The following is a 23,708-nucleotide window of genomic DNA, read 5'->3' as shown; positions in this document are numbered from 1 at the left end:
CAATGCAATCCGCTGTCCGCTGCGCACCTCGTACAACTATAGAGTAATTCACCGTTGTGCATTGCCCAGTTCCGTATTTTGCGGCAAAAATCAGATTTTTCTTGACAATGGTTTCCATGGAAACCATACTGGTAAAAAGTATCCACGGAAACCAATATGACTACCCAGGCCAGCCTCCCGCCCTCTCCCCTCGACGCCCATCTGGGCTTCTGGCTACGATTTGTCTCCAACCATGTCTCGCTACGCTTCCAGAAACTGCTGGAAGGGGAAGGCGTAACGGTGACTGAATGGGTAGCCCTGCGCACCCTGTGGGCGCAGGATGACAGCAGCCATGCCGCACTGATCGCAGCGCTGGGCATGACCAAGGGGGCCGCCTCCAAAGTGATTACGCGGCTGGAAGAAAAGGGACTGGCAGAGCGGCAGCTGGTGGACGGTCGCGCGCGCGAACAGTCCTTGCGGCTGACCAGCAAGGGCAGGCAACTGGTGCCGCAACTGGCCCAACTGGCCGATCAGAACGATGCCCACTTCTTCGCCCATCTGCCGGCAGGACAGCAACAAGCCCTGATGGCGACCTTGCAAGCGCTGGTCAGCCATCACCAGCTCAAAGAATTACCCACCGCCTGAAACGACAGGCATTTATAGACCAAGGAAGCCGCATGCACCCCGACACCCTCGCAGTGATCACCACTGTCTTTGAAAAATCCAATAACGGCAGCATCCACTTCGGTGACGTCATCGGCCAGCTGATGGCGCAACAGGTCGAGTCCTACCATGTGGACTACCGTTCCGGCCGCACCACCTATGTACTGCCCGATGGCGCAACGGCGGACCTGCATTTCGCCAAGCCCGAGCATGGTATTGCCGCAGCCTTTGATGGCGACGCCGTGCGCGCTGCGATACGGGGCGCACAGCAAGGCAAGATCCTGTATCCGGAATTTAAGCAGCTGACCCAGGCTGCCGGCTGCATAGGCTATACCGTCTGGATTGCAGGCCGCCATGTCAGCTACTATGGCCGCAATGGCGAGAGCCACGTCGAACATTTTCCCCAATAGTAGGGTGAGTCACTGCAGCAGCAAAGGAACGGCACCGTGACACCAGCGCTTTACGTCAGCAGCATCGCCACCAGCCTGACAGCACTAGCCGATGCAGGCCGCGCCGCACCCATGCGTGCCTACCTGCTCGACCAGTTCGACTTCCTCGGCATTCCGGCCCCGCAGCGGCGCGCGGCCATCAAGGCCTTGCCCCGGCAAGTATGGAACAACCCGGCCGATGTGCTGGAAATCGCGCATTTGCTATGGGAAAGACCGCAACGGGAATTCCGCTACACGGCGATCGATTTCCTCAGAGGCCAGGTAAAACTGCTGGACGGGTCCCATCTGACAGAGCTCCTAGCCTTGCTGCGCCGCGAGGCATGGTGGGAAACGGTGGACGGCATGACGGCGGTGATCGGGCTGATCATCCTGCAGCAGGTAAAGCGCGGCGATACCGGCGCACAGGCCGTGTGCGATGTATGGATAGGCCATGGGGATTTCTGGGTCAGACGCTGTGCCATGCTGCACCAGCTGGGCTGGCGCCTGCACACCGATATGGAGCGCTTGCAGCGCTATGCCGAGCTGCTGGCGCCGGAAAAGGAATTTTTCATTCGCAAGGCCATCGGCTGGGCGCTGCGCGACTATGCACGCTGGCATCCGGCATGGGTAAAAAACCTGCTGCAGGCGCAGCAGGAACGGTTTTCCGGCCTGACCATGCGCGAAGCGGCAAAACATCTGGTGCTCGATTAGGTACCTTCAGCGCGGGCGAAACGCCGCTTTACCATCAGCTAAAAAACGCAGGCTCCGGTAGCCTGCCTCAATTTTTGGCATAATGGCGGAAAATTACAGGTTTTCCATGAATACAGTTTCCCCACGCGCCCCCGCTCCCAGCTTCGACACCCGCCATTTCCGTCAGGCGCTGGGCCAGTTCGCCACCGGCGTGACCGTGATTACCACGCGTCTGGCCGATGGCACGTTTCGCGGGCTGACGGCCAGCTCCTTCAATTCCGTCTCGCTGGAGCCGCCACTGGTGCTGTGGAGTCTGGCCAACAAAGCCAACAGCATGCCCATCTTTACCGGCAATTCGCACTACGTCATCAACGTGCTGGCAGCCGATCAGGCCCATCTGGCCACCCGTTTTGCCACCCGCGGCATCGATCCTTGGGAGGGCGTGGAATATGAACTGTCGCGCACCGGCCACCCCATTCTGAAGGGCTCGTCGGCGTGGTTCGAATGCCATAACCGCAGCCGCTATCCGGAAGGCGACCACGTGATTTTCGTGGGCGAAGTGGAACTATGCGAGTTCTCGCCCTGCCCGCCGCTGATCTTCCACGGCGGCCAGTTCGGCAATCTGGGGTAAAAACGGAAATTGGTGTCGCCATTTGGAAAGCCGCCACGTCATGGGCGGCATAGAATGCTTGCAGCATTCACCATAATGAGAGACTACCATGAGCCAAGCCCGCGCCCAGTTCCACTGGGATGATCCCCTGCTGCTGGACCAGCAACTGACCGACGAAGAACGCATGGTGCGCGATGCCGCCGCTGCCTACTGTCAGGACAAGCTGGCTCCGCGCATCCTCGAAGCATTCCGCCACGAACAGATGGACACCTCCATCTTCCGCGAAATGGGCGAACTGGGCCTGCTCGGCCCCACCATACCGGAACAGTACGGCGGTCCCGGCCTCAACTACGTGGCCTACGGCCTGATCGCGCGTGAAGTCGAGCGCGTCGATTCCGGCTACCGTTCCATGATGAGCGTGCAGTCGTCGCTGGTGATGGTGCCCATCTACGAGTTCGGCACGGAAGCGCAGAAACAGAAATACCTGCCCAAGCTGGCCACGGGCGAATGGATAGGCTGCTTCGGCCTGACCGAACCCAACCACGGTTCCGATCCCGGCTCCATGGTCACCCGCGCCCGCAAAGTGCCGGGCGGCTATGCCCTGACGGGCAGCAAGATGTGGATCACCAACTCGCCGGTGGCCGACGTATTCGTGGTCTGGGCCAAGGACGATGAAGGCGCGATCCGCGGCTTCGTGCTGGAAAAAGGCATGGCCGGCCTGAGCGCCCCTGCCATCCACGGCAAGTTCGGCCTGCGCGCTTCCATCACCGGCGAAATCGTGATGGACAATGTGTTCGTGCCGGAAGAAAACGCCTTCCCCGATGTGCGCGGCCTAAAAGGCCCGTTCACCTGCCTGAACTCGGCCCGCTACGGCATCGCCTGGGGGGCACTCGGTGCCGCCGAAAGCTGCTGGCATACGGCCCGCCAGTACGTGCTGGACCGCCACCAGTTCGGCCGTCCGCTGGCCGCCAACCAGCTGATCCAGAAGAAGCTGGCCGATATGCAGACCGAAATCACGCTGGGCCTGCAAGGCTGTCTGCAACTGGGCCGCATGAAAGATGCCGGCACGGCGGCGGTGGAAATCACCTCGATGATGAAGCGTAACTCCTGCGGCAAGTCGCTGGAAGTGGCGCGGGTAGCGCGCGATATGCTGGGCGGTAACGGCATCTCCGACGAGTTCGGCATCATCCGCCACATGGTGAATCTGGAAGTCGTGAATACCTACGAAGGGACGCACGACATCCACGCCCTGATACTGGGCCGCGCCCAGACCGGCATACAGGCCTTCCAGTAACAACTGGCGACAATAAAAAACGGGGCTGATTCAGCCCCGTTTTTTTTGCCTGCTGCTTCATACGGACACCCGCAGGCGTCCGCATACACCGCCTGCCGGCAGGCTTAGAAGCCCTTGAAGTTGTAGCCTATGCTGACGCTCACCGCCAGCGGATCCAGACGGACATCCTGCGTCTGACCGGTCGAGAAGCTGACCTTGGTCTTGAGCTTGGTCTTGATCACGGTAGCGTCGACGAACCACTTGTCGTTGATGCGCACAGTGCCGCCGATCTGGTAGCTCAGCGCCATCTTGTCATCGAGCTTGTAGGTGGTGCCGGGGCCGCCCGTATTGAGCAGTGCGGTCAGCTGGGCCGAGCCGGTTTCCTTCTGGAACATGGCGTAGGTCAGACCCAGGCCCACATACGGACGGAACACGGCGTTAGCCGGCAGGAAGCGGTATTGCACGAAAGCGGTAGGCGGCAGCACTTGCGCCGTGCCCAGCTTGCCCGTGCCCTTGATGGCACCGTCACCAATCAGGTCGTGCTTGTACGGCAGACCCAGATCGAGTTCGGCCGCAACGTTGTCGGTCAGCATGTAGGCGATGGCGAAGCGCGGCTTGGTGTCCGTGCCCACATCGGCCTTGGTGCCCGGCAGCGCCGGTGCCGACACGTCGCCGGAATCGACTTTCGGGGTGATTTTGTTAACGCCCAGCGTACCCAGCCAGGTACCGGCCGATTGTTGCGCCGAGGCAGCCGTCGCCAGCGACATTGCGGCGGCCAGCGCCAGCAGTTTGATGGTGTTCTTCATATCGTCTCCAGAATTTTTTGTGATGTAAGTCGGGCCGCTGCCTGTCTCTGGCAGCGGCCGGCGACGACTGAATTACAGCCAGCCCTTTACAACCATTTTCTCGGCCACGTAACGGGCCAGCAGCAGGTTGTTGAATGGCGTAGGATGAACGTCATCGGCGAACGAGTAGTGACTGACATCGCCCGTCTTCAGGTTGCCGCCGTTGCAAGTCAGGGAGGTACCCAGCGGGTTCTTGGCAACGCTCAGATCGCAAGCGGTGTCGTTCACTACCGTCAGGCCGTAAGGGCCGGGATTGGTGGCCTGATCATGGCTGACCGCAAACACGTCAACGATCAGCACTTTAGGTTCCGCACCCAGCCCCGTATTAAGCGCGCCATTGAAGGCGGCCACCATGGCATTGATCAGAGCGCGGGTATTGGCGTCTTTCGACAGGCCGGCCGGCGTGGTGGCCACGTCAGGCAGGTTATTCACCGTGACGTAGTTGGCGCCGTTGGCGATCAGCTGATTTTTCACCAGTGCCACCAGTTCATTGCCGGCCTGCGCCATAGCAGTCACCAGATCAGCGCCATGGGCGGCCGCATAATCGGCACCGGCCTTGGCACCGGCAGCCTGGGCGTCAGCCGTGGCCTTGGTCACCATCGGGCCGTACACGGCAGGCGAAGCCACTGCCGAGTTGCCAGGCTGGACGGCGGCGGTACCGATCGCCACCTGCGTGATGGAAGTCTGGGTACTGCCGGCGCGCGCAGCTTCGGTCTGGGCGGCCAGGCCGATCGCAGCAGCGGCCGATTGCGGGCTGGTGGCACCGGCCGCCAGCTGGCCTACCAGACTGGTGACATAGGCGGTGCCGCCGGCAGCCGTGCCGGCCGCCGTCGCTGCAGCGCTCAGTGCCGACAGATTGAACAGCACATCGTTACCGCCGGCCATGACGAACACCATCTCATCGCCCTTGAACTTGCCGCCGGAAATTTTCAGGTGGTTGGCAATCTGGGTCGCCACAGGAATAGTCAGGGCGCCCAGCGAGCTGCCCGTCAGCTTGTTGCCCGGGCCGACAGGATTGGTCACGCGCGAACCGCCAGTGGCGTAGCCGTAGCAGCCGGCGTGGGCCACCTGCGGCACCGAGAAACCTTTGCTGGCATCGCCATCGAGGCCGGTCACGGCCGGGCATGGTGCTGGCAGGCCCAGCTGGGCGGCCATCAGTTCGGTCCAGTTTTTACCGGTCAGGGCAGGATTGATGGCCGTGTTATCGCCATTGATGGTGAATTTGCCGCCTTTCAAGGCAGCAACGGTGCCTACAGCGTAGGAGCCAACGTCGGACAGGCTGTCACCAAACGACACCTGTGCGCTGTATTGCTTCTTGAGGATTTGCGCGCCGGGCGTAGGGTCGGTGCCGCCGCAACCTGCCAGTATGGCCAGGGCTGCTGCCGCCAATGCTAATTTGGTATGACGCATGTTGTCTCCTAGAAAAATTCTTTTATGGTGTGATACGAACGGTTGTGCTATTCGCAACCTGATTAATATGCCAGCCTTATCGGTCATTGTATAGAGATGTCCTGTAAAAGCGTGCCGTTTGTGCCCAAAAAAGAACGCTTGCTCGCTGCTTTTTTCACAGCGAGCGTATGCTGCTAAGCACCATTCACCGTGCTGGTGCAGCGTCGAAGAATTTGCGCGCTTCACGCAGGCAGAACGGCGCGACCAGACCGGCGTGATAGCTGTCCTGCACCACCTGATTGGCCTGCGCATTGGTGCCGCCGTGTTCCGTTACCGACAGCTTGAGCACCTGTTTGGCCAGCGCAAATTCCGTCCGCACGGCACGGTTGTCGGCCAGCAGCGAAGAATCGTCGAGATCGAGCACGCTGAGCAGACCGGCCGCGATGTTCTGCGCGCGGAAATACGCCACCGCCGCGTCAGTATTCGCAAACGGCACGACCGGATCCTGATTGCCGCCGCATAGCATTAGCGGCACGGTCGGCGTGTACGTGCGTAAATCATTCTTCAGCAGCCATTTACGCAAGGCATGGGACGGCGCACAGTTCAGCGGTACATTATTGCTCGCGTTACATGGCTGAGCCTTGAGGTCGCTCAAGTAGCTGTTGCGGTAGCTCGTTTGCAGCAGATGGTCGCTGCCGAAGAAGCGGCTATAACCAGTCGCTTGCGGCAGCGAGGCCAGATCGAACAGCACGTCGTTGGGCAACTTGCCGGCAGTAACCAGCGCGCCCAGACTCAGGCTACCCGGCAGCAGCGTGTCGATGCCGCTCGCATACCTGGGCTCGTAGATGTCCGTCAGGCTGGCATACAGCCCGGCACCGGCGCGCTGGCCCGCCGTGATCAGCATGGGCATGAAGCCGCTGGAACCCACGCTGGGCGCGCCATTGAAAATGGCATCGCCGAACTGCAGCAGGGCATACGGACCGGATAGCGGCGCCGCTGCCGTGACATTGAATTCGCCCGCGTAATCGCGCTGCATGGCGCGCTGGGTGGCCATGGCGACAAAGCCGCCCTGCGAGTAACCGCTCACCATCAGGCGGCTCGATGGCGTTGCGCCTATGCTGGCAAACACGCTGCGCGCAGCCCGCAGCGCGTCGATCATGTCGTTGGACTGCTGGCTGGCATCGAGGTAGGGATGGTAGTCGAGCGTGGAACCGGCATAACCGGCGTAATTGGGCGCCACCACGATATAGCCCTGCGCGGCGAACATGGCAGCCACGGTGCGGGTTTCGGTAGCGCTCAGATCGGCCATGTCATTGCTCTTCAGGACAGAGGTACCGTGTGCGTACAGCAGCACGGGACGGCCGCCCTGACAGGCCGGATCGGTTCCCGACGGCACCATGATGGCCGTGCTGGCCTGCGTATCGGCAGCCTTGCCATCGAGCGTATGGTAGCGCAGCGTGTAGATGGTGACGGCGCAGGTGGGCGTGCCCGTCACGGCTGCGCCATAACTGACGCTGGCTTCCACCAGCGCCTTCATCTGCGCTGGCTGCACGGTGTTCACGGCAAAGCCGCCCACCGCTGCCGGCACCAGACTGGCGCCGCCTATGGGCTGGCCGCGCAGCTGGGTGACGGGTGGCGGCGGCACGACGGCGCCGCCGGTCTGGCTGGCCGGACTGCCGCCGCCGCAGCCGCTCAGCGCCGCAGACAGAGCGGCGGCCAGCGCCAGCGCGCCGCTGCGGCGTGCACACGGTAGTTGCGCTATCAGGGTGGGGAAAGAAACGGAAAAACGACGCGTATCCATGGGCTAATCCTTGCAAGGTGCAGGGACGGCGCCCCTGCCAGAGTGTCAGATGGCCGGTCAGACTGTGTGATCGGCAGCAACTTAATCTTAGCAGGAAAGCAAGCCCAGCGGACCATCTGGCCGCCGGGCCGGAGAGAGATTCAGGCCAGCAAACGCGCGATCACGCCAGCCGAGCCATGCACGGCACGGCGCAGGCGGTCGTTCACGCCCAGCCACTGATCGTCCTGCGGCGGGGTTTCCACCAGTATCAGATCGCAAGCCGTCTGGTCCATGTCACGCAGCGCCGCATACAGGCCGTAGGCATAGGCTGCCGCCGTGGCGGGCATGTGGCGCTGGGCGTGGCCGCAAGCAGGCAGGGTATGGCTAATAACGGCCACCTGCACGCCACGCGCCTGCAGCTGCGCCAGCGTGGCCGGCAAGGCTGCCGTGTCCAGCATGGTGACCGGGGTACGCGGTGCATAATGCGATTCCAGCGTGCCGGAAGCGCGCGGTGCGGCCTGATCGGGCGCGGCCGGCAGCATGCCGATCACGTCGGCAATCTGCTGGGCCGTAATATGGCCGGGACGCAACAGCACAGGGCCGTGCGTGGCCAGACGCGACAGATCGACGATGGTCGATTCGATGCCGACCGCGCTGGAACCGCCTTCCAGCACCACGCTGAGCAGCGCGCCGTCGCAGCTTTCGCCATCGGCGGCACCGCCTATCGGGCCTTCGTCGTGGCTATCGAGTCCGAACTCGTCGCGCACGTGCTGGGCCGTGGTGGGGCTGACACTGCCGAATTTATTGGCCGAGGGCGCCGCCACCCCGCCCTTGCCGCCCTTGAAGGCGCTCAGCAGAGCAACCGCCACGGGATGGGAAGGACAGCGTATGCCCACCGTATCCTGGCCACCGGAGACGGCATCGGGAATATGACTGGCGCGCCGCATGATCAGCGTCAGCGGGCCGGGCCAGAACGCCTGCACCAGCTGGCGCGCTTCGGCAGGAATATCCGTGCACCAGTAATCGAGCTCGGCGCCGGGCGCCACGTGCACGATCACCGGATGGTCGTTAGGCCGGCCTTTGGCCTGATAGATGCGCGCCACCGCCGCCGGATTTTCCGCATCGGCGCCCAGGCCATACACCGTCTCGGTGGGGAAAGCCACCAGCCCGCCCTGCTCCAGCACGGCGGCGGCGGTGGCGATGGCTGCCGCATCGGCAGCAGCTTGCGGCACGGCTTGTGTCACACCAGACTTCACGCCGCGATACCCAGAATGGCGCAGGCGGCCAGCAACTGCTGCTGCGCCTGAGCCAGCGTAGGCGCGATAAAGGTCAGGTGGCCCATCTTGCGGGCACGGCGCGGATCATCCTTGCCGTACAGGTGCAGACAGGCGCCGGGCAGCGCCAGCACCTGATCCCACGCCGGTTCGCGCGGGGTCTGGCTATCGCCTTCGAACCATACGTCGCCGAGGATGTTGAGCATCACGGCCGGCGAATGCTGGCGCACATCACCCAGCGGCAGGCCGGCCATGGCACGCACCTGCTGGGCGAACTGGCTGGTGACGCAGGCGTCGATGGTGTAGTGGCCACTGTTGTGCGGACGCGGCGCCATTTCATTGACCACCAGCGTACCGTCAGTCAGCACGAAGAATTCTATGCACAGCACCCCCACGTAGCCGAGTTCGGCCACGATGGCCTGCGCGGCGCGCTGGGCTTGCAGTGCACTTTCCGCCGACACGTTGGGGCCGGGCACGGTGGTGGTAAACAGGATACCGTCGCGATGGACGTTTTCGGCGATCGGATACACCACCGACTCACCATCGGCGCCGCGGGCCGTCAGCACCGACACTTCATACGCCAGCGGCAGCATTTTTTCCAGCAGACAGGTTACCCCGTTCATGCTGGCGAAAGCGGCACGCACGTCTTCGCGCGAGCGCACCCTTACCTGCCCTTTGCCGTCGTAACCCATGCGCACCGTTTTCAGGATGCCGGGCAGCAGATCGTCGCTGATGGCGTCGATATCGGCTTCGCTGGCGATGGTCTTGTGCGGCGCCGGCAGCACGCCGGATTTCTCGGCGCAGTCAACGAAGAAGCGCTTCTCGGCGATGCGGTCCTGCGCCACCGATACGCCGTGCGCATTGGGCGCGACAAACACTTGCTGCGCGAGGCGCGACAGGCTGTCGGCCGGCACATTTTCAAACTCGGTCGTGACGGCAGCACATTGCGCTGCCAGCGCGTCCAGACCGGCTGCATCGCTGTAGCCGGCCTCGATCAGACGTTGCGCTACCTGCCCCGCCGGACAGGCTGCCGCCGGCTCCAGCACGGCGACCTGATAACCCATGCTCTGCGCAGCCTGGGCGAACATACGGCCCAGCTGGCCGCCGCCCATCACGCCCAGCCATGCAGGCGGGTGAGCGGCAGGCAGCAGCGGAGTACGCGATTGTTGCGGGGAAGACGTCGAATTACTCATACCGTTTATATCGTTGCGTTGTTTCGTAGGCTTACAGGGGCAAAGTCATGGCTTCGGCTGCTGCCGTCTGGGTGGCGCGGAAGGCCAGCAGCTGCTGCGCCAGTGCCTCATCCGTTGCAGCCAGCAGCGCTACCGCCGTCAGTGCCGCATTGGCGGCACCGGCTTCACCGATGGCGAAGGTGGATACCGGCACGCCTTTCGGCATCTGCACGATGGACAGCAGCGAATCTTCGCCGCGCAGGTATTTGGACGGCACGGGCACGCCCAGTACCGGCACGATGGTCTTGGCCGCGACCATGCCCGGCAGGTGGGCCGCACCGCCGGCACCGGCGATGATGGCGCGCAGGCCACGGCTGCGGGCGTTTTCCGCGTAGGTGAACATCTGATCCGGCATACGGTGGGCCGAGATCACCTGCGCTTCGAACGGAACGCCGAACTGTTTCAGGATGGCGACCGCGTGCTGCATCACCTCCCAGTCCGAGTTGGAACCCATGATGACGCCGACCAGCGGCGTGCTGCTGGTGTTAGTACTTACATTAGCGCTCATCTCAGACCTTCAGCTTCTCGCCCGTCAGGCGTTCGATGGCTTCGAAATACTTGGCCTGGGTTTGGGCGATGACTTCCGCTGGCAGCGCTGGCGCCGGTGCCGTCTTGCCCCAGTCGGTCAGGGTTTCCAGATAGTCGCGCACGAACTGCTTGTCGAACGATGGCGGCGACATGTCCGGTGCGTAGGAGTCGGCCGGCCAGAAGCGCGACGAGTCCGCCGTCAGCACTTCGTCCATCAGGTGCATCACACCGTTTTCGTCCAGACCGAATTCGAACTTGGTGTCGGCAATGATGATGCCGCGGGTAGCCGCGTAGTCGGCCGCAGCCTTGTACAGGGCGATGCTGACATCGCGCATCTTGGCGGCCAGTTCGGCGCCGATGCGGCTTTCCATTTCGGCAAAGCTGATGTTTTCATCATGCTCGCCCAGATCGGCTTTGGCCGCAGGGGTGAACAGGGGTTCAGGCAGTTTCTCGGCCTGACGCAGACCGGCTGGCAGCTCGATGCCGCAGATGCTGCCGGTAGCCTGATAGTCTTTCCAGCCCGAGCCGATGATGTAGCCGCGTACCACCGCTTCTACCATGATAGGTTTGAGACGCTTGGCCACCACGGCACGGCCTTTGACCTGCTCGACTTCGTCGGCAGCCACCACGGATTCCGGTGCGACGCCGGTCAGGTGGTTAGGCACGATGTGGCCGAGTTTTTCGAACCAGAAATCGCTCATTTGGTTCAGCACCATGCCTTTGCCGGGGATAGGCTCGTTCATGACGACGTCGAAAGCCGACAGGCGGTCAGTGGTGACGATGAGGATTTTGTCATCGCCGACAGCGTAGTTGTCGCGGACTTTGCCGTGGCCGAGCAGGGGCAGGGACTTGATGGAGGTCTGATAGAGGCTGTTCATAGCGGAGGGTGGTTGGACTAGCGGTATAGAAAAGCGAAAACCGGCGGAGTGAAAACAAGGCCGCCGGTCCAGTGTCGGGTTCATTCCTGGCGGAATAAACCCGTTCCAAACAGAATTTTACTTCACAATCTGGGCCAGCTCGCCGGCCTTGTAGCGTTCTGCCATTTTTTCCAGTGGAATCGGCTTGATTTTGCCGGCCTGGCCTTCGCAGCCGAAGGCCTGGAAACGGGCACGCACGATTTGCTCGGCAGCAGCACGGGCTGGCTTGAGGAAGTCGCGCGGGTCGAATTTCGACGGGTTCTGGAACAGGAACTGGCGGATCGCCGCCGTCATGGCCAGACGGATGTCGGTATCGATGTTGATCTTGCGGACGCCGTGACGGATGCCTTCCTGGATTTCTTCCACCGGCACGCCATAGGTTTCCTTCATGTCGCCGCCGAATTCGCGGATGATGGCCAGCAGTTCCTGCGGTACCGACGAGGAGCCGTGCATCACCAGATGGGTGTTAGGAATGCGGGCGTGGATTTCCTTGATGCGGTCGATGGCCAGAATGTCGCCGGTAGGCTTGCGGGTGAACTTGTAGGCGCCGTGCGAGGTACCGATCGCGATGGCCAGCGCGTCGCACTGGGTGCGCTGCACGAAGTCGGCCGCTTGCGCGACGTCGGTCAGCAGCTGTTCGCGCGTCATGGTGCCGTCGGCGCCGTGGCCGTCTTCCTTGTCGCCCTTCATGGTTTCCAGCGAACCGAGCACGCCCAGTTCCGCTTCCACCGTCACGCCGATAGCGTGCGAGAACTTGACCACTTCTTTCGATACTTCCACGTTGTATTCGTAGGAAGCTACCGATTTGCCGTCGGCTTCCAGCGAGCCGTCCATCATCACCGAAGTGAAGCCGGAGCGGATGGCAGCCTGGCACACGGCGGGCGACTGGCCATGATCCTGGTGCATCACCACCGGGATGTGCGGATAGGCTTCGACCGCGGCGTCGATCAGGTGGCGCAGAAAAGCTTCGCCAGCATATTTACGGGCGCCAGCGGACGCCTGCATGATGACCGGCGCGTTCAGCGCATCGGCCGCAGCCATGATGGCCTGCACTTGTTCCAGATTGTTGACGTTGAAAGCAGGGATGCCATAGCCGTTTTCAGCAGCATGGTCCAGCAGTTGACGCATGGATACGAGGGACATGGTAATACTCCAAACAATAAAAAAACCTGGTTGCCGGAGCCTACCCGCCCTCGTTCCGCGAGAGCGCTGCTACCGGACTTACTTAGTGAAACTCGCCGACCTTAACGATCTTCATGGCGTTGGTGCCGCCTACCTGTCCCATCGGCTCGCCCCAGGTGACCACGATCATGTCGCCTTTCTTGACGATGCCGCGTTCGACCAGCAGGTCTTCCGCTTGCTTCAGCACCACGGCGCTTTCCGCCGTCTGCACCAGATTGTAGGCCTTGACGTTGCGGTACAGCGCAATCTTGCGCAGGGTACCCACACTCGGCGTCAGGGCGTAGATCGGCGTATCAATATTGTGACGGCTCATCCACAGCGCCGTCGAACCGGATTCCGTCAGCGCCACGATCGCTTTCACCGCCAGATGGTGCGAGGTGAACAGCGCTGCATAGGCGATCGACTGGTCGATCCGGGTGAAGGTCGCGTTGAGGAAGTCGGCGTCGAGCTTGTTGTACTCGGACTGCTCGGCCTCCACGCAGATCGCGGCCATCATTTCTACAGTTTCAACAGGGTAACGACCGGAAGCGGTTTCCGCCGAGGTCATTACGGCATCCGTGCCATCGAGCACGGCGTTGGCCACGTCCGATACTTCGGCACGGGTCGGCACGGCATTGAAGATCATCGACTCCATCATCTGGGTCGCCGTGATCGCCAGCTTGTTCGACTCGCGCGCCATACGGATCATGCGCTTCTGCAATGCCGGTACGGCCGCATTGCCTACTTCCACTGCCAGGTCACCGCGCGCCACCATGATGCCGTCGGAGGCGTCGAGAATTTCCTGCAGCACCGGGATGGCTTCGGCCCGCTCGATCTTGGCGATCATCTGCGGCTTGTGGCCAAACGGTTCGCCGGCGATATTGGCCAGCTGGCGCGCCATTTCCATATCGGTGGCGCTTTTCGGGAACGAGATCGCCAGATAGTCGCACTGGAAACTCATCGCCGTCTTGATATCTTCCATGTCCTTGGCGGTCAGGGCCGGTGCCGTCAGGCCGCCCCCCTGGCGATTGATGCCCTTGTTATTGGACAGCTCGCCGCCGATTTTCACGGTAGTAAAAATTTCATGTGCAACAACTTTGTCGACCGTCAGCACGATCAGACCATCGTTGAGCAACAGCTTGTCGCCGGCACGCAGATCCTGCGGCAGTGCCTTGTAATCGAGGCCCACGCGCTCCTGATTGCCGAGTTCGCCGTTTTCGCCCCACTTCGCGTCGAGGATGAATTTATCCCCGTTCGCGAGGTCAATCTTACCATTTTCAAACTTGCCAACGCGGATTTTCGGTCCCTGCATGTCGGCCATGATGGCCACTTCGCGGCCCACTTCGGCAGCCGCCTCGCGTACCAGACGGGCACGGTCGATGTGATCCTGTGCCTTACCGTGCGAGAAGTTCAGACGAACCACATCCACCCCGGCCCGGATCATCTGAACCAGGACGTTGAAATCAGTGGAGGCTGGGCCTATCGTTGCGACAATTTTAGTACTACGGGACATAGTCATCCTTGGGCGTTAGGGCTAGCAAACACTCCCCGGAACCGGGGAGCGGAACGGTGATGCAACAGGACCAAAATGTAGCAAAGCTACGAAATTTTAGTCATTCTCAAGCATAAATTGAATTTTACTGTCAATTTGCTACATCGCACGACCGTGCTTTTTGCTCCCCTTGCCTGATTGGCTGATTTATACCTGCAAACTATGCTTACTGCGCTGCGGCACGCTGGGTCAGAATCTCCACGGCCGGCAGGGTTTTACCTTCCAGGAATTCGAGGAAGGCGCCGCCGCCCGTCGAGATGTAACCGACTTGCGCGCTGATATCGTATTTGGCAATCGCGGCCAGCGTATCGCCGCCACCGGCGATGGAGAAGGCCGGCGACTGGGCAATCGCCAGGGCCAGAGTTTTGGTGCCTTCGCCGAACTGGTCGAACTCGAACACGCCCACCGGGCCGTTCCACACCACGGTGCCGGCTTTGGCGATCTGGGCGGCCAGCGTGGCTGCCGTCTGCGGGCCGATATCGAGAATCATGTCGTCGTCAGCCACATCGGCCACGGCTTTCACGGTCGCTGCTGCGGTCGGCGAGAATTCCTTGGCGCATACGACATCGACAGGAATCGGCACTTGCGCGCCGCGCTTGGCCATCAGCTCGATGATGGCGCGGGCTTCGTCCACCAGATCGTTCTCGACCAGCGATTTACCGATGTTCAGGCCGGACGCTTTCATGAAGGTGTTGGCAATGCCGCCACCGACGATCAGATTGTCTACCTTGTCGGCCAGTGCTTTCAGGATGGACAGCTTGGACGATACTTTGGAACCGGCCACAATGGCCAGCAGCGGACGGGCCGGAGCGCCCAGCGCCTTGCCCAGCGCATCCAGCTCGGCGGCCAGCAGCGGGCCGGCGCAGGCAACAGGCGCGAATTTGGCGATACCGTGGGTGGAAGCTTCGGCGCGGTGGGCCGTACCGAAAGCGTCATTGACGTAAATGTCGCACAGGGCGGCCATTTTCTGCGCCAGTTCGTCGCTGTTTTTCTTTTCGCCGCGGTTGACCCGCACGTTTTCCAGCAGCACGACCTGACCGGCTTGCAGGCTTTCCAGACCGGCGCCATCGACCCAGTTCTGTTTCAGTTCGACGGGCTGGCCCAGCAGCTCGGCCAGACGGGCAGCGACCGGCGCCAGACTGTCTTCGGCCTTGAACTCGCCTTCGGTAGGACGGCCCAGATGGGAAGTCACCATCACTTTGGCACCTGCGGCAGCGGCGGCGCGGATGGCCGGCACGGAAGCGCGGATGCGGGTGTCTTCAGTAATGTTGCCGGCGTCATCTTGCGGCACGTTCAGGTCGGCGCGGATGAAAACGCGCTTGCCTTGCAGCGCATTCTGGGCGATGAGATCTTGCAGACGGATGAAGTTCAAAACAGCGGACATGGTTACCCAACGGTCGAGTTGAAAAAGGTAGGCTATTTTACCGCAAGCACAGGCTTAAATTCCTGTTATTAAAATACATGCATGAGGCGCAGCAGGGTGTAAAAGCCCATGCCGAACAAGATAGTTTGCAACATATTGCGTCGCAGCAAATAAAAGATGGTGGCGACGATCCCGGCCAGCAGTTTGATGTTGCTCAGGTCCAACAAAGGACTGCCGTTGACCAGCATCAGGTCGGGCGCCACGATGGCGGCCAGCGCGCAGGCCGGCGCGTAGCGCAGCATTTCCTGCACCCGCTTGGGAATATTGATGTGATGCCCCACCAGCCAGAACGAACTGCGCGTGGCCGCAGTGGCAATGGCCAGCACGGCGATGGTGAGCCAGATTTCCCAGTCGCTCATCGCTGCTCCCCCCGGCTCTGGCGCCATTTCTCTGCGCCCTCTTCCACTGCCATCGAAGTCAGCATGCCCAGCAGCACGGCCAGCAGCAGACCCAGTTTGTACGGCAGGCCCACGGCCAGCACGGCCACGGCACCGGCCACCAGCACGCCGCACAGGGCGGGACGGCCGGCAATCAGCGGCACCATCACGCAGATAATGGCCAGCGTGCCGGCAAAACCCAGCCCCCATTCGGCCGGCACGGCACTGCCGGCGAAGATGCCGGCAATCGAACCGATCTGCCACGCTGCCCAGTTGGGATACAGCAGGCCCTTGAGGTAGGACAGCTTGCCCGGCTGCGGCGCCGGATCAGGGAATTTATGCAGGAACAGCGCCACCGTCATATCGCCCGCCACATAACCGAGGGCAAAACGCTTGCGCCAAGGTAACTGGGAAAAATGCGGGGCCAGCAGGGCTGAAAATATGACAAACCGCAAATTCACTACCAGCGCGGTCAGAAAGATCACCCACACGGGAGCATGGCTGGCGATCAGGGGCAAGGCGGCGAGCTGGGCCGAACCGGCGAACACCAGCAAGGTCATACCGAGAGCCTGCGCAATCGACAGGCCGCTTTTCACCATGGCGATGCCGACCACCAGCCCCCAGGCACCGATGCCGAACAGGGTGGGCGTGCCCACTTTCAGGCCGGCGCGCCATGCCGCCTCGTCGTGGGCGGCGACATTGCAGATCGGGGCATCGGGCGAGTGGGCGCTGCTGGTTTCGGTCATGGCGAGATCATGTAGCATTCCTGCCACAGCGCGCGGCGCAGCGGGACGGTAGAGGCGCTATTTTACCGATGATTTTTGCTCCCTGCGCGAATCCGTTAAAATCGTGGTTTTCCTTAGTCCTCGGAGCAAACGAAATGAGCACTGCCACCACCACTAACGCCGTCGAACTCGAAGGCAAGGACTTGCCAGCCCACTGCCCTAATCCGGCCATTCCGCTGTGGTCGTCCCACCCGCGCGTCTTCCTCGACTTCCACCACGGCGAAGCCAAGTGCCCATATTGCGGTACCGCCTACCGCCTGAAGCCGGGTACCGTCGTCGGCCACCACTAAGCAGCACCCACCCTAGCGCCCCTCGGAGCGAGCATGCCCAGCAAACGCGTCAAGCAACTCAATGGTAGTGCCGCCGAAACCGAGGTGGCGTTTTACGATGCCCTCAACCGCGCCGATCTCGACGCGCTGATGGCGCTGTGGGCCGAAGACGACGAAATCGTCTGCATCCACCCGGGCGGCCCGCGCCTGATCGGCCACGCTGCCATCCGCGCTTCGTGGGCGGCCATCCTCGAACATGGCGGCCTGCACATCGTCCCCATCCAGCTGCACGAAACCCACAATCTGATGAGCTCCGTGCACACGGTGGTGGAAATCAGCAGCGTGTCCCAGCAGGACGATATCCACCTGCTGGCCACCAACGTGTATGCCAAAACCCCGCGCGGCTGGCGTATCGTGCTGCACCACGTCTCCATCGCGCCCGGCCCGGTGCCGACCGAAGCGCGCAGCCAGGTGCTGCACTGACAGGACTGTGCCGTGAAGTATCCCGCGCCCGCATGGCTACCTAGCGGCCACCTGCAAACCATCTATCCTGCCCTGTTTCTGCGCAAGCCGGCCGTGCACTACCGGCGCGAACGCTGGGACAGTCCGGACGGCGACTTCATCGATGTGGATTTTGTCGACGGCCAGCCGGGCCAGCCCATGGTGGTGCTGTTCCATGGACTAGAAGGCAGCTCCGACAGCCATTACGCACGCGCCCTGATGGCCGCCGTGGCAGCACGCGGCTGGTCCGGCGCCGTGCCGCACTTCCGCGGCTGCTCGGGAGTAGCCAACCGCGCGCCGCGCTTCTACCATTCGGGCGATGCAACGGAGATAAACTGGATCATCCGCCGCCTGCATGCGCGCCATGCCGGCGCACCGTTCTACGCGGCCGGTGTTTCGCTGGGCGGCAATGCCCTGCTGCGCTGGCTGGGCGAATCGGGCCAGCAGGCCGCTATCGTCGACGCTGCCTGCGCCGTATCCGCCCCGCTCGATCTGGCGCAGGGCGGGGCCGCCCTGTCCAGCGGCTTCAACATGCTGTACACGCGCATGTTCCTGCAAACCCTGAAACCCAAATGCGTAGCCAAACTACAGCAATACCCCGGCCTGTTCGATCTGCAGGCCCTGCATGCGGCACGCGATCTGTATGATTTCGACAACGTCGTCACGGCACCGCTGCATGGCTACCGCAACACGGAAGACTACTGGCACCGCGCCAGCGCGCGCCATGTGCTGGGCGATATCCGCGTGCCCACGCTGGTGCTGAACGCCCGCAACGATCCCTTCCTGCCGGGCCGGCACTTGCCACAGCGGGCCGCAGCCTGCGTGCAGCTCGACTATCCGGCCCGCGGCGGCCATGTCGGCTTTGCCACCGGCGGCCCGCCCGGCAGCCTGCACTGGCTGCCGCAACGCCTGCTGCACTTCATGACGCAGGGCGCCGCACCTTTTAACGGAATTTCCCATCATGGATGACATCGTCAAACAGGCACTGGCCAAATGGCCCAATGTGCCGCACTGCTACGGCTGGCTGCTGCTCGATGCACGCGGCCACTGGCGCATGCGCGACGAACGGGCCCAGCACCTTAACCTGCCCGGCGACAAACTGCAGCACGCCGCCCTGTGCAGCTTCATCGCCCGCAATTACGCCGCCGATGCGCGCGGCTGCTGGTATTTCCAGAACGGCCCGCAGCGCGTGTATGTGCAGCTGCAGGCCGCCCCCTACATCGTGCGCACCGATCCCGTGCAGGGCTGGTTGCTGCACACGGGCGTGCCCATGGGCGCGCTCGACGAAGTGCTGCTGACGGAAGATGGTGCGCTGCTGCTGCGCAGTGCGGACCTACTGGCCCAGCTCGACGACCGCGACATTGCGAGCGTCATGGCCGAACTGCACAGCGGCGGCAGCCCCGTCACGGATGAAGTGCTGCTGGATTGGCTGGACGGGAGCAGCAGCGCCAGCCTGACGCTGCATGGCCATCCGGTGCAGCGGGTAGCGGCGGCCGCACTGCCGGCGCGTTACGGCTTTGTCTGCGTACCAGCGCCCGAGACGCCAGCGGCTAAGGCTTGACCAGATCCTTCTTGAACTTGTCGCCCATTTCTTCGCGCCGGCGCGCCTGCAGTTCGCGCTCGCGCGCATCGATCACGGCCTGATCGTAGAAGGTGGCATCGGGCGCCTTGCGTGCATACGATAGCTGATCGAGTGCCGACAGCACGCCGCCCTGCAGCACATACGATTCGGCCAGCGCGATATGCTGCAAGGCCTGCTTGCCCTGCTTGGCATAGGCTTGCGCCAGCAGATCGTAGGCATCGGGATCGTCGCGGTACAGTTGCACCTGATCGCGCAGATAGGCGGCAGCCCGCTCCAGCTGGCCCGCAGCGATCATCGCCTCGCCATACTGGTGGGCGATGCCGCGCGACAGCGGATACACCAGATGCGCGGCTTCGGCATCGGCTAGCGCCTGCTGCTGCAGGGCTGCCTTGTCAGGCTGGGCCAGTTTGATTTCCAGTCCCGTGAAGACGTAGATGATTTCCCCTTCCGGCGCCGGCGCCACACCCAGCGTACCCGGCGGCGGCAGCTTGCGCATGGTGGCATGCGACTTGTCCAGCCACTGCTGGGCCAGTGCGTAGTTTTCGCGCTTGAGCGCCACGAACGCCAGTCCGTACTGGGCTGCCGCCACCTGCTGGCGTCCCGGCTGCTGCAGCTGTAGTTCGAAGAAGGTCTGGGCCTCGGCCAGCCCCTGCGAAGTGAGATCCTGCAGCACCCGCGCTCTGGCCCGCACCAGATGGAAGTCCAGACTATCGAGCCGCTGCTTGTAGGGCTGCTCGCGGATACGGGCCTGGATATCGGCGATCCGCTCGGTAGTGAGGGGGTGGCTTTGCAGATAGGCCGGCACGCGGTCGCTGTAGTTGCGCGTAGCGATCTGCATGCGCTGGAAGAATGCCACCATGCCCGAGGTATCGTAGCCGGCCGCACCCATGATCTGGAAACCGATGCGGTCCGCCTCGCGCTCGGCATCGCGGCCGAAGTTGAGCTGCCGCTGGATAGCCAGCCCCTGACCGGCCGAGAACACGCCGATGGCCGCGTCGCCGCCGGCCTTGGAGGCCAGCACGGCCAGGATGATGGCCGCCAGCGGTATCAGCGCATCCTGCTTCTGCTGGCCGATCGAACGGGCGATGTGGCGCTGCGCCACGTGGCCGATTTCGTGGCCCAGCACCGAGGCCAGTTCGGACTCGGTCTGCGCCGCCAGCAGCAGCGCCGAGTGCACGGCGATGAAACCGCCGGGCAGCGCAAAGGCGTTAAGCTGGGGATCGCGCACAGCGAAGAAGTAGTAATCGAAATTGGACTCGCCGCGCGCGCCGGGACGCGCAGCCACCAGCGCGTTGCCGAAGTTGTTCAGATATTCGAGGATGGGCGCATCATCAAGAAAATCGTTATTGCGGCGGATGTCATGCATGATCTCCTCGCCTAGCTTGCGCTCCATCAGCGGCGACAGATCCTGCCGCTCGGTATCGCCGAGCGCGGGCAAATTAGGAATTTTGGCGGGCGCCAGCACATCCTGCGCCATCGCCAGCGGCATGGTCAGCAATAGCAGGGCAGCGGTCAGGCGCATGCGCATAGAGCGGGGTTTTGCATTCACGGTGATATGATACCCGCAACCGGGGCGGACCTGCTGCCCCCTGACGTAATCTGCCGAGTAAGAATATGAGTCACAACGTGAGCCACACCGAAGACAAATCCGCCAGCGACCACCTGACCCACTTCGATGCCAGCGGTCAGGCCCACATGGTGGACGTGGGCGCCAAAACCAGCACCCACCGCATCGCCGTGGCGCGCGGCAGCATCCGCATGAAGCCGGAAACGCTGGCCATCATCACCGGCGGCACGGCCAAGAAAGGCGACGTGCTGGGCATCGCCCGCATCGCCGCCATCATGGCGTCCAAGCGCACCAGCGACCTGATCCCCCTGTGCCATCCGCTCGCACTGACCCGTGTTGCAGTCGATTTCCTTACCGACGAGACCAACGCCAGCGTGCACTGTACGGCGCAAGTGGAAACCCATGGCCAGACAGGGGTGGAAATGGAAGCCCTGACGGCGGTGCAGATCGGCCTGCTGACGATTTACGATATGTGCAAGGCGGTGGACCGTGGCATGGTGATGAGCGAAATCCGTGTGCTGGAAAAGCACGGCGGCAAATCGGGCGACTGGAGTGCTACCAGTTAATAAGTATTTGATTTTAAATATTTAAGTAACGCCCAGCTGAGCTGATTTATGGCACGGTCAAAGTTCACTACTCGATGACTTAGCCAAGTCCAAAAAGCTTCAAAAAGCGACTCTTGTCCAACGCCTGTCCAACTGAGAGGCGTAAATGGCATCATTTCGACAACGAGCCGGCAAGTGGCAAGCTCGCGTGAGCATCAAAGGTTTCCCGACCGAGACTCGTTCATTCAACACCAAAGCAGATGCCCAGCACTGGGCTAGAGAGCTTGAATCAGCGATGACCCGCGGTGTCTACAAAAATCTTGCCGACGCTGAAGAGCTGCTGTTTCGGGATGTAATGCAGCGGTATCTTACCGAAGTAACGCCGACCAAGCGCAGTGCAAAGCGAGAAACTGAGGGTATTCAGTTCATGCAGCGCTCGAAAATGGCGTCCTATAGCATGGCTAAGCTAACGCCAGCGACAATTGCCGAGTATCGCGACCAGCGCCTGAAGACGGTCTCGGCCGGCACTATCATCAGGGAAATCTGCATTCTTTCCAGCATGATCAATCATGCAAGGCGCGAGTGGGGCTTGGCGATCGACAATCCATGTGCACTCGTCAGAAAGCCAGCGAGTCCAATCGGAAGAAACCGCCTCTTGAAGGCTGATGAAGAAGCACGCCTACTAGAAGAACTGAAGCCAAGAAAAAGACGTAGTCCGTGGATGGTTCCATTAGTTACTCTGGCCCTGGAAACGGCCATGAGACGGGGTGAATTACTCAGCCTGCGTTGGGAGCATATTGATCTAGCTACACAGACTGCCCTACTCCCCCTAACCAAAAATGGGACTTCACGGGTCGTTCCCCTATCGCGGAAAGCTGTAGCAGTCTTAGCCGAGCTTTCGAGGAGCGATTACGGACCAGTTTTCCCTATTTCCCACATGACCATGCACAACTGCTTCACGGATGCATGCAAACGAGCTGGCATCAAAAATCTTCACTTCCATGATCTGCGTCATACCGCGACAAGTCGTCTGGCCGAAAAACTGCCCAACGTCATCGAACTGGCTGCGGTAACCGGCCATCAGACGATTCAAATGCTTAAACGCTACTATCACCCAAAGGCAGAGACACTCGCACAAAAACTTGGGTAAAAAATATTGTTCAGAATAAAGGACACCGCCGGAATTTATTTGATTCGGTCTGTGTAACAGGCAGACCAATCAACGTCCTACATTTCAAATTCGATGTTCAGATGTCAAAAATCGAATCCCTTCTGATTGAAGTCGCTTACAGTTGACGCTGAGGCTTTAGGGCTTGCATCAATCAACACCACATCTCTACGTCCACTTAGTCCCAGATCTCTGAGCACGTTTTGCACTCGCAGATACTCGGTTTGAGAAAAGTGAAGAATCGCCTTAATCGACTTGGAAGTATTATTCGCCGCTTGATATACGCCAACTTGGTGCTTCAAGTTTTGCTTCAATTTAGAATTTGACGCAAGTTTGAACTCAACGAGCGTCTTATCTCTACTGCCCTTGGATATTTTGAAATCAACCGGCCCACGACCATTGTTGACCTCACGATTCACATCATAGTTGGTCGCAAACCACGTGAGTCGATACATGATTTGCAGATCTTCCTCCCGCTGGATTGGACATCCTTGCCCCAAAGTCCGCCGATTGTTACGCTGCAGATTTCAGAGAGTGCCCCAAACTTCCACCCCTTCGGCACCACCCCCAACTCAGATTCTTCAAAGCTATCAGGAAACAATGCCGCCGTCGCTTCGTCCATGCCTTCTGGCATTTGGCCTTGCTGCTTCGCACGCACCGGATCGAAATCGACGAACCATGACTTGAACAGGGCTTGTGCAATAGCTTCGAGCGTGGCGTTGGTTTCGCGGAGGAGTGCGATTCGGTCATCAATTAAGGTTAAAAAATTCGCAATTTGCACCTGTAAAGACAAAGATGGAATCGGGAACTCCAAGTCTCGGAGAACTTCTAGGTTTATGTTTTCTTGGACGCTGCCATATGCTCGCCGCTTTACGCTGTCGCGGAACGCACGGAATAAGTATTCAATAAACCTAACATCTGATTTTTCTCGATGAGCTGTGAAACCCACTACACTATCTGGAAAACAAGCCGGGAAAGTTAGTAACGCTGTTTCTGCAATGTTGGCTGCGATGGTTATGCACAAGGTCCCAGCAGGCCACAACGGACCTGTCAGGAATTTTGTGTGCCGGGGTCGCGGTTCGTAGTTAATTAATCGCGTTGGTGAAGCGTTCCCCAAACAGAATGGCAAACTGGTTTGCTGCCATCTTCCAAGTTCGCTGCGGCATCTTC

The 23,708-nt window shown here is 61.2% G+C and carries 26 protein-coding genes; 11 read left to right on the top strand and 15 right to left on the bottom strand.

Going from position 1 to position 23,708, the window contains the following annotated elements; all coding sequences use genetic code 11:
• The first annotated feature begins 156 nt into the window (after window positions 1-156).
• From GTP27_RS12765 to GTP27_RS12745, 5 genes are all read left to right on the top strand, one after another.
• Window positions 157-624 (top strand): MarR family winged helix-turn-helix transcriptional regulator, encoded by a 468-nt coding sequence (locus GTP27_RS12765; RefSeq protein ID WP_161039564.1) that lies wholly within the window; start codon window positions 157-159, stop codon window positions 622-624.
• A 32-nt stretch (window positions 625-656) separates the two neighbouring features.
• A complete protein-coding gene (locus tag GTP27_RS12760) occupies window positions 657-1,052 on the top strand; it encodes a DUF1398 domain-containing protein (protein ID WP_161039563.1) in 396 nt (131 codons plus the stop codon).
• Between the two features lie 36 nt (window positions 1,053-1,088).
• Window positions 1,089-1,781: a DNA alkylation repair protein gene (locus GTP27_RS12755; RefSeq protein ID WP_161039562.1), complete on the top strand. Its 693-nt coding sequence runs from the start codon at window positions 1,089-1,091 to the stop codon at window positions 1,779-1,781.
• Window positions 1,782-1,887: 106 nt separating this feature from the next.
• Entirely contained in the window at window positions 1,888-2,391 is a 504-nt protein-coding gene (locus tag GTP27_RS12750) for a flavin reductase family protein (RefSeq protein ID WP_161039561.1), read from the top strand.
• A gap of 88 nt (window positions 2,392-2,479) precedes the next feature.
• Window positions 2,480-3,664 (top strand): acyl-CoA dehydrogenase, encoded by a 1,185-nt coding sequence (locus tag GTP27_RS12745; RefSeq protein ID WP_161039560.1) that lies wholly within the window; start codon window positions 2,480-2,482, stop codon window positions 3,662-3,664.
• 104 nt (window positions 3,665-3,768) lie between these two features.
• Here GTP27_RS12745 and GTP27_RS12740 read toward each other — a convergent pair whose 3' ends face one another.
• From GTP27_RS12740 to GTP27_RS12685, 12 genes are all read right to left on the bottom strand, one after another.
• A complete protein-coding gene (locus GTP27_RS12740; protein ID WP_161039559.1) occupies window positions 3,769-4,449 on the bottom strand; it encodes an OmpW/AlkL family protein in 681 nt (226 codons plus the stop codon).
• Window positions 4,450-4,521: 72 nt separating this feature from the next.
• On the bottom strand, window positions 4,522-5,898 hold the full coding sequence (locus tag GTP27_RS12735; RefSeq protein ID WP_161039558.1) for an SGNH/GDSL hydrolase family protein: 1,377 nt from the start codon (window positions 5,896-5,898) through the stop codon (window positions 4,522-4,524).
• 184 nt (window positions 5,899-6,082) lie between these two features.
• Window positions 6,083-7,678, bottom strand: a complete 1,596-nt coding sequence (locus GTP27_RS12730) for an alpha/beta hydrolase family protein (RefSeq protein ID WP_161039557.1) — start codon at window positions 7,676-7,678, stop codon at window positions 6,083-6,085.
• Between the two features lie 140 nt (window positions 7,679-7,818).
• The gene (locus GTP27_RS12725) at window positions 7,819-8,901 is read right to left on the bottom strand and encodes an L-threonylcarbamoyladenylate synthase (RefSeq protein WP_371865919.1); all 1,083 of its coding nucleotides are present in this window, start codon (window positions 8,899-8,901) and stop codon (window positions 7,819-7,821) included.
• Between the two features lie 8 nt (window positions 8,902-8,909).
• Entirely contained in the window at window positions 8,910-10,124 is a 1,215-nt protein-coding gene (locus GTP27_RS12720; protein ID WP_161039556.1) for a 5-(carboxyamino)imidazole ribonucleotide synthase, read from the bottom strand.
• A gap of 31 nt (window positions 10,125-10,155) precedes the next feature.
• The gene (gene purE, locus GTP27_RS12715) at window positions 10,156-10,671 is read right to left on the bottom strand and encodes a 5-(carboxyamino)imidazole ribonucleotide mutase (RefSeq protein WP_161039555.1); all 516 of its coding nucleotides are present in this window, start codon (window positions 10,669-10,671) and stop codon (window positions 10,156-10,158) included.
• A 1-nt stretch (window position 10,672) separates the two neighbouring features.
• Window positions 10,673-11,569, bottom strand: a complete 897-nt coding sequence (locus GTP27_RS12710; protein WP_161039554.1) for a phosphoribosylaminoimidazolesuccinocarboxamide synthase — start codon at window positions 11,567-11,569, stop codon at window positions 10,673-10,675.
• Between the two features lie 117 nt (window positions 11,570-11,686).
• A complete protein-coding gene (gene fba / locus GTP27_RS12705; protein ID WP_161039553.1) occupies window positions 11,687-12,751 on the bottom strand; it encodes a class II fructose-bisphosphate aldolase in 1,065 nt (354 codons plus the stop codon).
• An 82-nt stretch (window positions 12,752-12,833) separates the two neighbouring features.
• Window positions 12,834-14,282 carry a pyruvate kinase gene (pyk, locus tag GTP27_RS12700; protein ID WP_155432757.1) on the bottom strand — a complete coding sequence of 483 codons (1,449 nt, stop codon included), beginning with the start codon at window positions 14,280-14,282 and terminating at the stop codon, window positions 12,834-12,836.
• 205 nt (window positions 14,283-14,487) lie between these two features.
• A complete protein-coding gene (locus GTP27_RS12695) occupies window positions 14,488-15,705 on the bottom strand; it encodes a phosphoglycerate kinase (RefSeq protein ID WP_161039552.1) in 1,218 nt (405 codons plus the stop codon).
• Window positions 15,706-15,773: 68 nt separating this feature from the next.
• A complete protein-coding gene (locus GTP27_RS12690) occupies window positions 15,774-16,103 on the bottom strand; it encodes an AzlD domain-containing protein (protein ID WP_161039551.1) in 330 nt (109 codons plus the stop codon).
• A complete protein-coding gene (locus tag GTP27_RS12685) occupies window positions 16,100-16,867 on the bottom strand; it encodes an AzlC family ABC transporter permease (RefSeq protein WP_161039550.1) in 768 nt (255 codons plus the stop codon). Before GTP27_RS12685 ends, GTP27_RS12690 begins: the two co-directional genes overlap by 4 nt.
• A 134-nt stretch (window positions 16,868-17,001) precedes the next feature.
• On the opposite strand from GTP27_RS12685, the gene GTP27_RS12680 reads away from it, so the two are divergent.
• The 4 genes from GTP27_RS12680 to GTP27_RS12665 are packed head-to-tail and all read left to right on the top strand — an operon-like array spanning window position 17,002 to window position 19,237.
• Window positions 17,002-17,196, top strand: coding sequence for a zinc-finger domain-containing protein (locus GTP27_RS12680; RefSeq protein ID WP_161039549.1), 195 nt, complete (start codon window positions 17,002-17,004; stop codon window positions 17,194-17,196).
• A gap of 33 nt (window positions 17,197-17,229) precedes the next feature.
• A complete protein-coding gene (locus tag GTP27_RS12675; protein WP_161039548.1) occupies window positions 17,230-17,658 on the top strand; it encodes a YybH family protein in 429 nt (142 codons plus the stop codon).
• Between the two features lie 12 nt (window positions 17,659-17,670).
• Window positions 17,671-18,645: a hydrolase gene (locus GTP27_RS12670; RefSeq protein WP_161039547.1), complete on the top strand. Its 975-nt coding sequence runs from the start codon at window positions 17,671-17,673 to the stop codon at window positions 18,643-18,645.
• Complete coding sequence (locus tag GTP27_RS12665) at window positions 18,638-19,237, top strand: DUF2946 family protein (RefSeq protein WP_161039546.1); 600 nt, start codon at window positions 18,638-18,640, stop codon at window positions 19,235-19,237. Before GTP27_RS12670 ends, GTP27_RS12665 begins: the two co-directional genes overlap by 8 nt.
• On the opposite strand, the gene GTP27_RS12660 is transcribed toward GTP27_RS12665, so the two are convergent.
• Complete coding sequence (locus tag GTP27_RS12660) at window positions 19,227-20,780, bottom strand: M48 family metalloprotease (RefSeq protein ID WP_161039728.1); 1,554 nt, start codon at window positions 20,778-20,780, stop codon at window positions 19,227-19,229. The two genes, GTP27_RS12665 and GTP27_RS12660, sit on opposite strands and share 11 nt — an antisense overlap.
• A gap of 92 nt (window positions 20,781-20,872) precedes the next feature.
• Between GTP27_RS12660 and moaC the strand changes: the two genes are divergently transcribed.
• Window positions 20,873-21,391: a cyclic pyranopterin monophosphate synthase MoaC gene (gene moaC / locus GTP27_RS12655; RefSeq protein ID WP_161039545.1), complete on the top strand. Its 519-nt coding sequence runs from the start codon at window positions 20,873-20,875 to the stop codon at window positions 21,389-21,391.
• Between the two features lie 187 nt (window positions 21,392-21,578).
• Window positions 21,579-22,520: a site-specific integrase gene (locus GTP27_RS12650; RefSeq protein ID WP_371865918.1), complete on the top strand. Its 942-nt coding sequence runs from the start codon at window positions 21,579-21,581 to the stop codon at window positions 22,518-22,520.
• A 104-nt stretch (window positions 22,521-22,624) separates the two neighbouring features.
• Here GTP27_RS12650 and GTP27_RS12645 read toward each other — a convergent pair whose 3' ends face one another.
• Together GTP27_RS12645 and GTP27_RS12640 are read right to left on the bottom strand one after the other, a co-directional pair.
• Window positions 22,625-22,993 (bottom strand): DUF8371 domain-containing protein, encoded by a 369-nt coding sequence (locus GTP27_RS12645; protein ID WP_161039543.1) that lies wholly within the window; start codon window positions 22,991-22,993, stop codon window positions 22,625-22,627.
• Window positions 22,954-23,562, bottom strand: a complete 609-nt coding sequence (locus GTP27_RS12640; protein WP_202416758.1) for a restriction endonuclease subunit S — start codon at window positions 23,560-23,562, stop codon at window positions 22,954-22,956. The genes GTP27_RS12645 and GTP27_RS12640 overlap by 40 nt, the downstream gene beginning before the upstream one ends.
• Between the last annotated feature and the right edge of the window lie 146 nt (window positions 23,563-23,708).

Origin of the sequence: Duganella qianjiadongensis (assembly GCF_009857915.1) — a bacterium.
Classification (GTDB): Bacteria; Pseudomonadota; Gammaproteobacteria; order Burkholderiales; family Burkholderiaceae_D; genus Rugamonas; species Rugamonas qianjiadongensis.
Note: the sequence above shows the minus strand (reverse complement) of the source record. Positions and strands in the feature narration are given on the sequence as shown.